The 14,840-nt window shown below is 68.1% G+C and carries 9 protein-coding genes; 6 read left to right on the top strand and 3 right to left on the bottom strand.

Going from position 1 to position 14,840, the window contains the following annotated elements:
- Nucleotides 1–21: 21 nt before the first annotated feature.
- A complete protein-coding gene (gene adhE / locus ATL42_RS02160; RefSeq protein WP_169925318.1) occupies nt 22–2,802 on the top strand; it encodes a bifunctional acetaldehyde-CoA/alcohol dehydrogenase in 2,781 nt (926 codons plus the stop codon).
- A 159-nt stretch (nt 2,803–2,961) separates the two neighbouring features.
- On the opposite strand, the gene ATL42_RS16330 is transcribed toward adhE, so the two are convergent.
- The 3 genes from ATL42_RS16330 to ATL42_RS02145 form a co-directional block, all read right to left on the bottom strand.
- A complete protein-coding gene (locus ATL42_RS16330; RefSeq protein WP_211281766.1) occupies nt 2,962–3,927 on the bottom strand; it encodes a M15 family metallopeptidase in 966 nt (321 codons plus the stop codon).
- 395 nt (nt 3,928–4,322) lie between these two features.
- Nucleotides 4,323–5,363, bottom strand: coding sequence for a hemolysin family protein (locus ATL42_RS02150; protein WP_098453945.1), 1,041 nt, complete (start codon nt 5,361–5,363; stop codon nt 4,323–4,325).
- Nucleotides 5,360–6,700, bottom strand: coding sequence for a hemolysin family protein (locus ATL42_RS02145; protein WP_098453944.1), 1,341 nt, complete (start codon nt 6,698–6,700; stop codon nt 5,360–5,362). Before ATL42_RS02145 ends, ATL42_RS02150 begins: the two co-directional genes overlap by 4 nt.
- A gap of 247 nt (nt 6,701–6,947) precedes the next feature.
- On the opposite strand from ATL42_RS02145, the gene ATL42_RS02140 reads away from it, so the two are divergent.
- From ATL42_RS02140 to ATL42_RS02120, 5 genes are all read left to right on the top strand, one after another.
- Complete coding sequence (locus ATL42_RS02140; protein ID WP_098456260.1) at nt 6,948–7,682, top strand: response regulator transcription factor; 735 nt, start codon at nt 6,948–6,950, stop codon at nt 7,680–7,682.
- Between the two features lie 5 nt (nt 7,683–7,687).
- A complete protein-coding gene (locus tag ATL42_RS02135) occupies nt 7,688–8,812 on the top strand; it encodes a HAMP domain-containing sensor histidine kinase (RefSeq protein WP_425443176.1) in 1,125 nt (374 codons plus the stop codon).
- A 20-nt stretch (nt 8,813–8,832) separates the two neighbouring features.
- Nucleotides 8,833–9,807 carry an ABC transporter ATP-binding protein gene (locus ATL42_RS02130; protein ID WP_098453943.1) on the top strand — a complete coding sequence of 325 codons (975 nt, stop codon included), beginning with the start codon at nt 8,833–8,835 and terminating at the stop codon, nt 9,805–9,807.
- Nucleotides 9,804–10,613, top strand: a complete 810-nt coding sequence (locus tag ATL42_RS02125) for an ABC transporter permease (protein ID WP_098453942.1) — start codon at nt 9,804–9,806, stop codon at nt 10,611–10,613. The genes ATL42_RS02130 and ATL42_RS02125 overlap by 4 nt, the downstream gene beginning before the upstream one ends.
- Before the next feature lie 229 nt (nt 10,614–10,842).
- Complete coding sequence (locus tag ATL42_RS02120; protein WP_098453941.1) at nt 10,843–14,799, top strand: multifunctional oxoglutarate decarboxylase/oxoglutarate dehydrogenase thiamine pyrophosphate-binding subunit/dihydrolipoyllysine-residue succinyltransferase subunit; 3,957 nt, start codon at nt 10,843–10,845, stop codon at nt 14,797–14,799.
- Nucleotides 14,800–14,840: the final 41 nt, after the last annotated feature.

The raw sequence follows: 14,840 nt of genomic DNA, 5'->3' as shown, positions 1-14,840 counted from the left end.
ACCGCTACGCAAGGGGACACAATGACCATGACCGACACACCAGTGAGCGCGTCGATCTCCACACAGATCGACGTCCTGGTCGCCGGGGCGCAGGAAGCGCTGGCCGAGTACGCCGCGTTCACGCAGGAACAGATCGATCAGATCGTCAAGAAGGCGTCGGTCGCTGCTCTCAACCAGCACGGCGCACTCGCCGTCCACGCTGTCGAAGAGACCAAGCGAGGCACCTTCGAAGACAAGGCCGTGAAGAACATCTTCGCGTGCGAGCACGTCACCAACTCGATGCTCAAGCTCAAGACCGTCGGCATCATCAGCCGCGACGAGATCACCGGCATCACCGAGATCGCCGAGCCGGTCGGAGTCATCTGCGGCGTCACCCCGGTCACCAACCCGACCTCCACCGCGATCTTCAAGGCGCTCATCGCGCTCAAGACCCGCAACCCGATCGTCTTCGGCTTCCACCCCTCCGCGCAGGGCTGCTCCGTCGCCGCCGCCAAGGTGGTCCGCGACGCTGCCATCGCCGCCGGAGCCCCCAAGAACTGCATCCAGTGGGTGTCGACGCCCTCCCTCGAGGCCACGAACCTCCTCATGAACCACCCGGGCGTCTCGCTCATCCTCGCCACGGGCGGCAACGCCATGGTCCGCGCCGCCTACTCGTGCGGCAAGCCCGCCCTGGGCGTCGGCGCCGGTAACGTCCCCGCCTTCATCGAGCGCAGCGCCAAGCTCAAGCGCGCCGTCAACGACGTGGTCCTGTCCAAGTCCTTCGACAACGGCATGGTCTGCGCGTCCGAGCAGGCAGTCATCCTCGACGCCCCGATCTACGACGAGGCCATGGCCGAGTTCGACATCCTCCACGCCTACCGGGCGAACGCCGCCGAGAAGGCACTCCTCGAGGAGTTCATCTTCGGAGTCCAGGCAGGGTCGGAGAACTGCGGCGGAGCGAAGCTCAACGCCTCGGTCGTCGGCCAGTCCCCCGCGTGGATCGCACAGAACGCCGGCTTCACGGTTCCCGACGAGACGTCGATCATCCTCGTCGAGGTCTCCGGAGTCGGCCCTCACGAGCCCCTCACCCGTGAGAAGCTCGCCCCCGTCCTCGCCGTCCTGCGGGCCGACGACGCCGAGCACGGCATCTCGCTCTCCGAGCAGATGGTGGAGTTCGACGGCCTCGGCCACTCGGGCTCGATCCACTCCGAAGACGCAGCGATCATCGAGGAGTTCGGCTCCCGGGTCAAGGCTGTCCGGATCATCACCAACGCGCCGAGCTCGCTCGGTGGCATCGGTGACATCTACAACGCCTTCATCCCCTCGCTGACGCTCGGCTGCGGCTCCTACGGCCACAACTCGGTCTCCAACAACGTCTCAGCCGTCAACCTCGTCAACATCAAGCGCATCGGCCGGAGGAACAACAACTTGCAGTGGTTCAAGGTTCCCGCCAAGACATACTTCGAGCCGAACGCCATCCGCTACCTCGCGGACATGCACGGCATCAGCCGGGTCACGATCGTCACCGACTCCACGATGACGCGCCTCGGCTTCGTCGACAAGATCCTCGACGTGCTCAACCGTCGTGGAGAGCGCGTCGCGCTCCAGATCATCGACGACATCCTCCCCGAGCCCACGGTGGACTCGGTCCAGAAGGGCGCAGAAGAGATGCGCCACTTCAACCCGGACACCATCATCGCGCTCGGCGGCGGCTCCCCCATGGATGCTGCGAAGGTCATGTGGCTCCTCTACGAGCACCCCGAGATCGAGTTCGCGGACATGAAGGAGAAGTTCTTCGACGTCCGCAAGCGTGCCTTCAAGTTCCCCGACCTCGGCGAGAAGGCCAGCCTCGTCTGCATCCCGACGACGTCGGGCACCGGATCTGAGATGACCCCGTTCGCAGTCATCAGCGACCCGGTCAGCGGCAAGAAGTACCCGCTCGCCGACTACGCGCTCACGCCCACCGTCGCGATCGTCGACCCGGCCCTGACCGCGATGATGCCGTCCTTCCTCGCAGCAGACTCCGGCTTCGACGCGCTCACCCACGCGACCGAGGCGTACGTGTCCGTCTACGCGAACGACTTCACCGACGGCCTGTGCTTGCACGCGATCAAGCTCATCTTCGAGAACATCGAAGAGTCTGTCGTCGGCGGCCCCGGCAACTCGAAAGACTCGGTCGTCAAGGCACGCGAGAAGATGCACAACGCGGCGTCCATCGCGGGCATGGCCTTCGGCAACGCGTTCCTCGGGATCGCGCACGCGATGGCCCACGTCACGGGCGCCGAGTTCCACCTCATCCACGGCCGGACCAACGCGACGTACCTGCCGCACGTCATCCGCTACAACGGAACCGTGCCGACCAAGCTCACCAGCTGGCCGAAGTACGAGTACTACGTGGCTCCCGAGCGCTTCCAGCAGATCGCCCAGCACCTCGGTCTGCCAGCAGCCACCCCTGCCGAGGGCGTCGAGTCCTATGCACGGGCCGTCGAGCAGCTGCGCGACAAGCTGAGCATGCCGCGCTCCTTCCAGGCACAGGGCGTCGCTGAGGAAGACTTCATCGGTCGCCTCGACAAGCTCGCCATGGGCGCCTACGAGGACCAGTGCGCGCCGGCGAACCCGCGCATGCCGATGCTCGAGGACATGAAGACGATCATGGAGGCCGCGTACTACGGGACGTCGTTCGCCGAGGTCCGTGCGGGTCGCACCGCCGTCGTCGAAGCCGCGATCGAGACCGGCGCCGAAGGCTCGGCCGAGGCTGCTGAGACGACACCCGCCGAGGACGTCCAGGCAAGCTCGAGGAAGAGCCGCAAGGCCGCACGCTAGCCACCGCACGTACCGGGCCCGTGCGATCACGGGCCCGGTACGGCACCACGCACGCAGAAGACGAACGGTCCCGCACCTGCTGGTGCGGGACCGTTCGTCTTCGTGCTGCTCTCGGGAGAGGCACCTGCATGGTGCCGTCCGGTGGAGCCAGGACCGAGATCAGTTCCCGTCTTCCACGGCTTCGGTGAGCTCCCAGTGCCAGGGCTCGGTGGCTCCGCTGCCGCCCGGCCGTGCCCATGCGGGGTTGTCCCAGCCGTACAGCGGCCCGTTCGCCTTCATCCAGGTCCACTTGGCGGTGGACTGGTAGGTCTCGGGGCAGAGGTCCACGGCCAGGCCCCACCCGTGCTCGGACGTCCCGGGCGTCGCGGCGTAGGCACCCTTCGCGCTCTTGAGCGAGTACTGAGAGGACAGCGTCCGGTAGGAGTCCGTGATGCACATGTTCACGCCGTACTCCGAGACGTACGCCTCGTTGAGAGCAGCGATCGCCACAGCCGCATCGGCACGGAGATAGTTGCCCGATCCCCACAGCTCGCAGAGCGTGGACTTCAAGAGGTTGCCGTTGGTACCCGTCGGCTGCACGTCGCTGTCACACCCAGGGAGCGGCGTGCGCTCCTCCGAGCGGCTCGCGGCCAGCACCGTGCGCTGTTCCTCCGGGACCGCTTGCGCCAGGCTGGCAGGCGGAGTCGTCGTCGTGTCCTCGACGCTGTTCGCGACGATCTCCAGCGTGCTGGGACCGACCGGTGCAGCGGGGGCATCAGGGGTGCTCGCCAGCAACGAGGTGCTCGTCGCTGTCCCGGCACCCACGACAGACGACAGCGGGAGCGCGATCGTCGCGACCGCGAGGCTCGTGAGCACGGCAGCACGAGGGATCCACCGGTGCGCCACAGACGTCGACTGGCGGCTCGAGGCGCCCGGCCGGTTCGCGGGGACCTTGGCGCGTGCCGTCGAGCGGTTCGACGTCGACCTGCGCGTCTGCGACGACGTGTTCCGAGACGACGACGCGCTCTGCGAAGGAGCCGTGCGGTTGGACGGAGCGTTGCGGCTGGAAGAAGCTGCTCGGTCGAGAGGAGCTACGCGGTCGAAAGAAGCTGTGCGGTCGACCGGCGCCTTGACCTCGTCGATCACCGGGCGCTCAGCGATGACGGGGGTCGGACGCGACGGGGCTTCACGTCGGGTCCGGGTCGGGCGACGAGATGCTTGCTCTGCCGCTTCACGGAGCGCTCGCCGGGAGAGGGGCGCATCCCCTGACTGCAAGCCACTGCTGCTCTGGTCCACGACACCTCCAGGTCATCTCGTCCGGCACCCGACCTCGATGGTCGTGGGCGCCTCGTCCGGCACAGGAAGCGGTCCCGCTCCCTCTACACGACACATCGGCGCCGACGAGCAGGAACACGACCACAACTACGATCACAAAACAGTAACGAAGGATCTCTCACATTCCAAGCCTGTGAGAGCCGATTGCAGCATAGATCACACCCGACTCTGTGAACAGAGCGTGAATCCGCGCAGAACGGACGACCTCACCGGACGTCACGCTGCATCGCGTCGCGAACCTCGCCGACAAGCTCCTCCAGGATGTCTTCCAGGAAGACCACACCGAGGACCGAGGTCCCGTCCCAGATCCGGGCCAGGTGAGCTCCTGAACGCTGCATAGCGCGCAGCACCACCTCGATCTCGTCGCCAGGCGAGGCCTCCGCGAGAGCGCGCACGCGCCACACCTGGAGCGGCACGTGACGCTGGTCGTCGGTCGCGAAGAGGACGTCCTTGAGGTGCAGGTACCCGAGAAGGTCCCCCGCAGCGTCAGCGACCGGGAACCTGCTGTAGCCCGTGCGTGCCACGAGCCGTTCGACGTCGTCCGCCGTGCAGCCCTCGTGGAGGAGCACGAGGTCCTCCACGGGAACCATCACGTCGACCGCGTCGCGCTCAGAGAACTCGATCGCTCCGGCGAGCAGGCCCTGTTCGTCGGCCAGAGACCCCTGCGCCCGAGAGTGCTCGAGGATCGACTGCACCTCTTCGGCAGTGAACGCCGACGCGACCTCGTCCTTCGGTTCCACGCCGGTGAACCGCACCGCATGGTTCGCGATCCAGTTGAGCGCGTAGATGATCGGCTTGAGGATGCGTCCCACGTAGACGAGCGGCGGGCCGAACCACATGACGGCCTTGTCCGGCCCGGACACCGAGAGGTTCTTCGGAACCATCTCGCCCAGGACGACGTGGAGGTAGACGACGATCGCCAGAGCGAGCACGAACGCGATCGGGTGCTTGAGCGACGCAGAGACGCCGAGCGCCTCGAGCGGAGCCTCGATCAGGTGCGCGAGCGCGGGCTCGGCGATCACCCCGAGGCCGGTCGAGCACACCGTCACCCCCAGCTGGGCGCACGCGAGCATGAGCGAGACGTGCTCCATCGCCCACAAGACCGTCTTCGCACGCTTGTTCCCCGCGAGCGCGAGCGGCTCGATGGCGCTGCGACGCGCGGAGATGATGGCGAACTCGGCGCCGACGAAGAACGCGTTGGCGGCCAAGAGCAGGACGCCCACGACCAGTGCTGTACCTGAGCTCATGCGTCCTGCCCCGTTCTCAGACGCAGACGCTCGACGCGTCTGCCGTCCATCGCCTCGATGCTCGCGAGGATCAGTCTCGGTTCGAGCTCTGCCTCGACGCGCACGACGTCGCCGATGCGTGGGACACGGCCCAGCCTCGCCATCACGAGACCACCGAGCGTCTCGTAGTCGGGACCTTCAGGAACACGCAGCCCTGTGCGTTCCTCGAGCTCGTCGGGGCGCAAGAGGCCGGGGACCACCCATGACCCGTCGGTCGCGAGCAGCGCACCCGCCCGTCGAGGGTCGTGCTCGTCGGCGACGTCACCGACGAGCTCCTCGATGACGTCTTCGAGCGTGACCACCCCGGACGTCCCGCCGTACTCGTCGACGACGACTGCCATCTGCAGGCCGAACCCTCGGAGCTCGACGAGCAGCGGGCCGAGGCGGACCGTCTCGGGGACACGCGGGGCGTCGACCATGAGGGCAGCGGCAGGAACCTGGTCGCGGCGCTCGTACGGGACGGAGACGGCCTTGCGCAGGTGGACGAGACCGACGATGTCGTCGCGCGAGTCGTCGATGACCGGGAAACGGGAATGGCCGGTCGCCCTGGCGAGAGCGATGACCGCGGCTGCGGTGTCGTCCCGGGTGACCACCGCCATCCGCATCCGATCCGTCATGACGTCGACTGCGGTGAGCTCGTCGAGCTCGACGGCGTTGGTGATGAGTCGTGCCATGGACTTGTCGAGCGTGCCGACCTGTGCCGAGCGACGCACGAGCGAGGCCAGCTCAGACGCAGAGCGGGCGCCGGAGAGCTCCTCGCGCGGCTCGACCCCGACCTTGCGCAGCAGGGCGTTCGCTGAGCCGTTGAGCAAGGAGATGAGCGGAGCGAGCGCGCGGGTGAACACCCGTTGCAGCGGCACGACCTGCCGCGCCGTCGCGAGCGGACGGCTCAGCGCATAGTTCTTCGGGATGAGCTCACCGACGAGCATCGAGAAGACGTTGACGACCACGAGAGCGACGGCGGCCGCCACGATTCCGGAGGCCGTCACGCCGAGGGCCGACGTCCCGAGCGGCTTCGCGATGAGCGTCAGCAAGGCCGGCTGGGCCGTGTACCCCAAGAGGACGGTCGTGATCGTGATCCCGACCTGGGCGGAGGAGAGCTCCGTCGAGAGGTGCTTGAGGCCGGTCCGGACGCTGCGGGTCCGCCAGTCCACCGCTCCGGGGCGTTCAGGCTCGTCGTCTTCGTCGGTCCCTACGACAGCCGGGTCCAGCGTGACCAGAGAAAACTCGGAGGCGACGAAGATCGCCGTACCGATCGTGAGGAGGACACCGAAGCCGAGATAGATCCACTCGGTCACTCCCTGTCACCGCCTGCAGAACTAGGCGGGGCCGTATGTCGGGGCGAATCGTCGTCTGTCATCGTAGGAAGAATTCTAGTCGACGAGGACCCTGGAGGTCACGGAGCACGACCGGCAGGTCGCCGGGACCTCTCGGCGCCGGGCGTGGCTGACGAGCGAGTGCGCGGGAACCGGTCCTTCGCCGGACCTCCACGGGATCCGCCCTCGGGCTGACGCAGACGGGTCACGGATGTGGGATTGTGTGTTCATGCAAGCGACCGCATCACTTCAGGGCGGGACGCCCGCCGTCGGAGCGACCATCCTCGTCGTCGAGGACGAGCCCGCGATCGCGACCGCGATAGCTCAACGGCTCACGGCCGAGGGATGGCGGACGGAGGTCGCCCGCGACGGTCTCAGCGGAGTAGAGGCCGCGAGCAGGCTCCAGCCGGACGCCGTCGTGCTCGACGTCATGCTCCCCGGCATCGACGGCCTCGAGGTCTGCCGCCGCATCCAGGCCGAGCGCCCCGTCCCGATCCTCATGCTCACGGCACGCGACGACGAGACGGACATGCTCATCGGGCTGGGTGTCGGAGCCGACGACTACATGACGAAGCCCTTCTCTATGCGAGAGCTCGTCGCGCGGCTCAAGGCTCTGCTGCGCCGGGTCGACCGCGCTGCGCAGTCCACGACGGCCGGTGCCGCCGAGCCGCCGATGACGATCGGCGACGTCGTCATCGACCGGGCGCAGCGGCGCGTGCACCGCGCAGGCGAGGAGATCCACCTCACGCCGACAGAGTTCGAGCTGCTCGTCATGCTCGCGAGCTCGCCCAAGACGGTGCAGACCCGCGAACGTCTCCTCGCCGAGGTCTGGGACTGGGCGGACGCCAGCGGCACCCGGACCGTGGACTCGCACATCAAGGCGCTGCGCCGCAAGCTCGGCCCAGACCTCATCCGCACGGTGCACGGGGTCGGGTACGCGTTCGAGCCGCCGAACGGAGCCTGACCCACATGGTCATGCCCGAGCGAGACGGGACGACGACCCCTGTGCGGCGTGCGCGCCCGCTGCGTCCGCACCTGCCAGACGTCCGCCCGCTCGATCGCTTCCGCTCGCTCAAGATCAAGCTCGCGATCCTCGTCGTCGCGTCCGTGACCCTCGCAGCGTTCATCACGTGGCTCGGGCTGCGCAACACCCTCGGCCCGACGAGGACGTTCCCGCTCGCGATCATCATGTCCATGCTGTTCACCATGATCCTCGCGAAGGGGATGACGTCCCCCCTGCGCGAGATGACCGCCGCAGCGCGGTCGATGTCCGAGGGCGACTACTCGCGGCGCGTCCAGGCCACCAGCCGGGACGAGGTCGGTCAGCTCGCCACCGCGTTCAACATCATGGCGGAGGACCTGGACTCCTCCGACCGCGTCCGGCGCGAGCTCATCGCCAACGTCTCGCACGAGCTGAGGACGCCTGTGGCCGCTCTCCAGGCGCAGCTCGAGAACCTCGTCGACGGCGTGGTCGAGCCGACGCCTGCCACGATGCAGACGGCGCTCACGCAGACCGAGCGACTCACCCGCCTCATCACGTACCTGCTCGATCTGTCCCGGATCGAGGCGGGTGCTGCGGACCTCAACATCACCGTCCTCGACGCCCGGGCCTTCCTCGAGGACACCATCGACTCGGTCTCGACGCTCGAGGCCGGCAAGCAGCTCGCGTTCGTCGTCGACGTCGAGCCGTCCGGCCTGGTCTTCGAAGCCGACCCTGAGCGACTGCGGCAGATCCTCGTCAACCTCTTGCAGAACGCGATCCGGCACTCTCCGTTCGCCGGAGACGTCGTCGTCCACGCACGGGCCGGACGCGACTGCGTCATCGTCGACGTGTCCGACTCCGGGCCTGGCATCGCCAAGGCAGACCGGCAGCGGATCTTCGAGCGCTTCGCCCGTGGTGCCGGGAGCTCCCACACGACCGCTGCGGGCTCCGGCGGGACAGGCATCGGGCTGGCGATCGTCCGCTGGGCTGTCGATCTGCACGGCGGCACGGTCGAGGTCGCTGACACCCCGGAGGGCGCGACGATGCGGATCACGCTCCCCCAACCACACCTGTCCGACCCCGCCCACGAGCCGCCCGACGACGCTCGCTGAGACGCGCTACGGTGTCGTGCATGGCTCCCACCGCGCAGGAATCAGCTCTCACAGACGGGGTCGTCTCGGTCCGCGGGCTCACGAAGTGCTTCGGGACGGTGCGCGCCGTCGACGACCTCTCGTTCGACGTCACGCCCGGCCGCGTCACCGGCTTTCTCGGCCCCAACGGCTCGGGCAAGACCACCACGCTGCGGATGGTCCTCGGGCTCACCGCACCGACCGCCGGGACCGCGACGATCTCCGGCCAGAGCTACCGCGACCTCGCCTCGCCGCTGAACACCGTCGGCGCTGCGCTCGAGGCGACGAGCTTCCACCCTGGCAGGACCGGCCTCGACAACCTGCGGACCTACGCCCCGCTCGCGGGAGCCTCCGACGCGCGGTGCGCAGAGGTCCTCGACCTCGTCGGGCTCGGCGCTGCGGCCGAGCGACGGGCAGGGACGTACTCCCTCGGGATGCGCCAGCGCCTCGGTCTCGCGACAACCTTGCTCGGCGACCCCCGGGTCCTGCTCCTCGACGAGCCGTCGAACGGGCTCGACCCGGAGGGCATCCGATGGTTGCGTGGGTTCCTGCGCTTCCTCGCAGGCGAGGGACGGACCGTCCTCGTCTCGTCGCACATGCTCACCGAGGTGCAGCAGTCGGTCGACGACGTCGTCATCATCGCGAGAGGGCGTCTCGTGCACTCCTCCTCCATGGAGGCGCTCGGGGCACTCTCGGTGCCGCGGATCACGCTCATGTCCCCCGACGCCCCCGGCCTCGAGCGGCTCGTCGCACAGATGTCTTGGTCCGCGACGAACCGATCGGCCGACGGCAGGACGATCGAGATCGAGAACGTCACCGCCGCCGACGCAGGAGCCGCGGCCTTCACGGCAGGACTCGAGGTGCACGGTCTCGCAGACAGGTCACAGACCCTCGAGGAGACCTTCCTGCGCATGGTCGAGGTCCCCCCGGGACCACAGTCGGCCACCACGCCCGCGACCCTCGGGAAAGCCTCATGAACGCCCTGCTCCGGAGCGAGTACCGCAAGCTCGTCACGACGCGCCTGTGGTGGATCCTCCTCCTGGCGACTGCTGTGTACATGGCCTTTCTCGGTGGGATGCTCGCGCTCACCCTGACGATCTCCCCCGACGGGTCGGGGGCCCAGGACGCGCCGACGGCGATCACGCCCGAGACAGTGCGCTCCTCCGTCTACGGGGTCGCGGCTGCCTTCGGCTACGTGTTCCCCGTCATCGTCGGAGCCCTCTCGATCACCGGGGAGTACCGTCACAACACGATCACCCCGACCTTCCTCGCAGAGCCTGACCGGCTCAAGGTCCTCGTGGCCAAGCTCCTCCTCGGGGCAGGCGTCGGGGCGCTCTTCGGTGCCGTAGCGACGCTGTGCACCGTCGGGGCGGGTGCTGGCGTGCTGGCCGCCACGGGACACCCGACGCTCCTCGGAGACCCGGACACGTGGACGCTCGTCGGACGCTCGGTCCTGGCGCTGACGGTCTGGGGGGTCCTCGGCGTCGGGCTCGGCTCGCTCATCACGAACCAGGTCGCGGCGATCGTCGTCGTCCTCGTCTATACGCAGTTCCTCGAGCCCGTCGTGCGCCTGCTGCTCACGACCGCGGGCGACCTCGGATCGACGGTCGTCGCCTACCTGCCCGGCGCCGCCGGCGAGGCGATCACCGGTGGCAGCGTCTACAGCGCGATGGGCATGGGCAACCTCCTCCCCTGGGTCGGCGGGCTCGCGCTGCTCGCCCTCTACGCGCTCGTGCTCGCGGCGGTCGGCGCGGCCACCAGCCTGCGCAAGGACGCAGGCTGACCCGCTGACGCCATACTCGGCCGAGGGGAACCACAGGCCCCCTTTGGACGATCAGCAGGCTCCCGTTGCCCACGGTTTGCCTCTAGCAGAACTGTGGTCAGAATCGCCCGAAGTCGATGGGCGATTCGGGCGACTTCGGTCCCGCGTCTAGGTCTTTAGGCCCTAGGCTGAGACAGTCCAAGACCGCATAGAGCGGCTGTGATCCGTGGTGAAAGTGGGCGATTTCAGCGTGTCTTCGAGTGCTGAATCAGAATCGACCAGCGCTGTGCGTGCCGTCTTCGGTGCGAACGAGTGGCTGGTCGACGAGTTGTACGAGCAGTATCTCCAGGACAAGAACGCGGTAGATCCCGCCTGGTGGGAGTTCTTCGAGGGATACGAGCCGGACGGTTCAGCATCCGGCTCGACGCCCCAGAACGGTGCACCGCGCACCGCTGCCGCGACGAGCCCAGCGCCGGCGTCGTCGCCCAGCACCACCGAGACAACCCCGCCTGCCCCGCAGGCCCCACGCTCTGGGAGCGCCTCTTCCGGCAAGCGCCCGAGCACAGCCCCGACGGACGGCCCCACACCTGTGACTCCCACGCCCAGCGCTCCCGCTCCCGTGCCCGCCCCAGCGAAGGAGGCGCCGGCCGGCTCGTCGCACGGACCGCAGGCGACCCGCCAGGCGCAGGACGTGCAGATCGCGGCCGACCAGGCCGCACCGATCCACGCAGACTCGCCCACCGCGCCGCCGGTCGCCACCGCCCAGCCTGCGACGGCGCCCTACGCCGAGGTCGCTGCGACCCGGACGTCCACGCCCGTCTCTACGGCCGACGACGACGTACAAAAGCTCCGCGGCCCGGCAGCCCGCGTGGTGACGAACATGGAGTCGAGCCTCGGCGTCCCGACCGCGACGTCGGTCCGCGCGATCCCCGCCAAGCTCATGGTGGACAACCGCATCGTCATCAACAACCACCTCATCCGTGGTCGCGGCGGAAAGATCTCCTTCACGCACCTCATCGGCTTCGCCCTCGTCGAGGCGCTCGCCGAGATGCCAGCGATGAACTCTGCCTACACCTTGCTCGCCGACAAGCCCGCCGTGGTCACGCCGGCGCACGTGAACCTCGGCCTCGCGATCGACCTCGCCAAGCCAGACGGCACCCGCCAGCTCCTCGTGCCGAGCATCAAGCGCGCCGAGTCGATGGACTTCTCGCAGTTCTGGTCCGCGTACGAGGACGTCGTCCGACGAGCGCGCAACAACAAGCTCACGGTCGAGGACTTCCAGGGAACGACGATCTCCTTGACCAACCCCGGCACCATCGGCACCGTGCACTCCGTGCCGCGCCTCATGCAGGGGCAGGGAACGATCATCGGCGTTGGCGCGATGGACTACCCCGCCGAGTTCGCCGGTGCATCGCTCGAGCAGCTCTCCCGGATGGCGATCGCCAAGGTGCTCACCATCACCTCGACGTACGACCACCGGATCATCCAGGGCGCCCAGTCGGGCGACTTCCTGCGGATCCTCGGCGTCAAGCTCCTCGGTGAGGACGGCTTCTACGACAGGATCTTCGCGTCGCTGCGCGTCCCGTACGAGCCCGTGCGCTGGGTCCGTGACAACACCATCGACGCCGACGCCGAAGCGGCCAAGCCTGCCCGCATCGCCGAGCTCATCCACTCCTACCGCTCACGCGGTCACCTCATGGCCGACACGGACCCGCTCGCCTACCGCCAGCGCAAGCACCCGGACCTCGACGTGCAGACCCACGGCCTCACGCTCTGGGACCTCGACCGCGTCTTCCCGACGAGCAGCTTCGGGAGCAAGCCGAAGGCGACGCTGCGCGACATCCTCGGGCTGCTGCGCGACTCCTACTGCCGCAGCATCGGTGCCGAGTACATGCACCTCGCTGACCGCACGCAGCGCAAGTGGCTGCAGTCCCGGCTCGAGGCCGGCTACGAGCGCACGCCCCGCGAGGAGCAGCTCCGCATCCTGCGTCGGCTCAACGCTGCTGAAGCCTTCGAGACCTTCCTCCAGACGAAGTTCGTCGGCCAGAAGCGTTTCTCCCTCGAGGGCGGCGAGTCCGTCATCGCCCTGCTCGACGCCGTCCTCTCCGAGGCAGCCGACAAGGGGCTCGACGAGGTCTGCATCGGCATGGCCCACCGTGGTCGGCTCAACATCTTGTCGAACATCGCCGGCAAGAGCTACGCGCAGATCTTCGCGGAGTTCGAGGGCAACCAGGACCCGAAGAGCGTCCAGGGCTCCGGTGACGTGAAATACCACCTCGGGACGGAGGGCACCTTCACCTCCGAGACCGGCGCCCGCACCAAGGTGTACCTCGCTGCCAACCCCTCGCACCTCGAGGCTGTCGACCCCGTGCTCGAAGGCATCGTCCGCGCCAAGCAGGACCGGATCGACCTCGGCGGCGACGGGTTCTCCGTCCTGCCGATCCTCATCCACGGTGACGCTGCGTTCGCCGGACAGGGGGTCGTCACCGAGACGCTCAACCTGTCGCAGCTGCGCGGCTACCGCACCGGCGGGACGATCCACGTCATCATCAACAACCAGGTCGGGTTCACCACAGGTCCCTCCTCGTCTCGCTCGACCCTCTACTGCACGGACGTCGCCAAGGGCCTGCAGGTCCCGATCTTCCATGTCAACGGCGACGACCCCGAGGCCGTCGTCCGTGTCGCGCAGCTCGCGTTCGAGTTCCGCGAGCAGTTCGACCGTGACGTCATCATCGACATGATCTGCTACCGACGCCGTGGCCACAACGAGGGCGACGACCCCTCGATGACCCAGCCGCTCATGTACAACCTCATCGCGGCCAAGCGTTCCGTGCGCAAGCTCTACACGGAGAACCTCGTCGCCCGAGGCGACATCAGCGTCGACGAGGCCGAGCAGGTCCTCCAGGACTACCAGACGCAGCTCGAGCGGGTCTTCACCGAGACCCGGGAGGGCGGTTTCACACCGCCCGCCGACTCCGAGCCGGTCTCCGGTCTCGAACGACCCGAGTCGCAGCGCGCAGACGCCGGCACCATGGTCGGCTGGACCACGTCGACGACGCAGTCCGTGCTCGACCGCATCGGCCACGCGCACATCAACCCGCCCGAAGGCTTCACCGTCCACCCGAAGCTGGGCCAGCTCCTCGAGAAGCGCGCCGCGATGTCGAGCGAGGGGGGTATCGACTGGGGTTACGGCGAGATCCTCGCGTTCGGCTCGCTCCTCATGGAAGGCACGCCTGTCCGCCTCGCCGGTCAGGACTCGCGCCGCGGCACCTTCGTGCAGCGTCACGCGGTCATGCACGACCGCGAGACCGGTGCTGAGTGGACGCCGCTGCTCTACCTGTCCGGGGACCAGGGCAAGTTCTGGGTCTACGACTCCTCTCTCAGCGAGTACGCAGCCCTCGGCTTCGAGTACGGATACTCCGTCGAGCGGCCAGACGCCCTCGTGCTCTGGGAGGCGCAGTTCGGCGACTTCGTCAACGGTGCCCAGACCATCATCGACGAGTTCATCTCCTCTGCCGAGCAGAAGTGGGGCCAGAACTCCTCGGTCGTGCTCCTCCTGCCCCACGGCTACGAAGGTCAGGGACCCGACCACTCGTCGGCACGTGTCGAGCGCTTCCTGCAGATGTGCGCGGAGGACAACCTCACGGTCGCCTTCCCGAGCACCCCGGCGTCGCACTTCCACCTCCTGCGTCGACAGGCCTACGCCCGTCCGCGCCGACCGCTCGTCGTCATGACACCGAAGTCGATGCTGCGTCTCAAGGCCGCGGCGTCCGCTCCCGAGGACTTCACCAGCGGCACGTTCCGCGAGGTCATCGGTGACGATGCCGCCGCAGCCCGCGCGACCCGCGGCGACGCGTTCGACCGCGTCCTCATCTGCGCCGGAAAGGTCTACTACGACCTCGTGGCGCACCGAGAGAAGTCCGGCGACACGCGCACAGCGATCCTCCGGCTCGAGCAGCTCTACCCCCTCGAGGGCGCCGCGCTCAACGAGGCGCTCGCGCCGTTCGGCAACGCCGAGGTCGTGTGGGTGCAGGACGAGCCGGAGAACCAAGGGGCATGGCCGTTCGTCGCGCTCAACGCTCCCGAGGCGATCGGGCGCCCGATCCGGGTCGTCTCCCGCAGCGCGTCAGCGTCACCGGCGGCAGGTTCTGCGAAGAAGCACCAGGCCGAGCAGGCTGAGATCGTCGAGCGGGCGTTCGCCCGCTGAGGGGAACACTTCATCCGCACCTGCGGGGTATCGTGGCGCGC

It is taken from the genome of Sanguibacter antarcticus, from assembly GCF_002564005.1.
GTDB lineage: Bacteria > Actinomycetota > Actinomycetes > Actinomycetales > Cellulomonadaceae > Sanguibacter > Sanguibacter antarcticus.
Note: the sequence above shows the minus strand (reverse complement) of the source record. Positions and strands in the feature narration are given on the sequence as shown.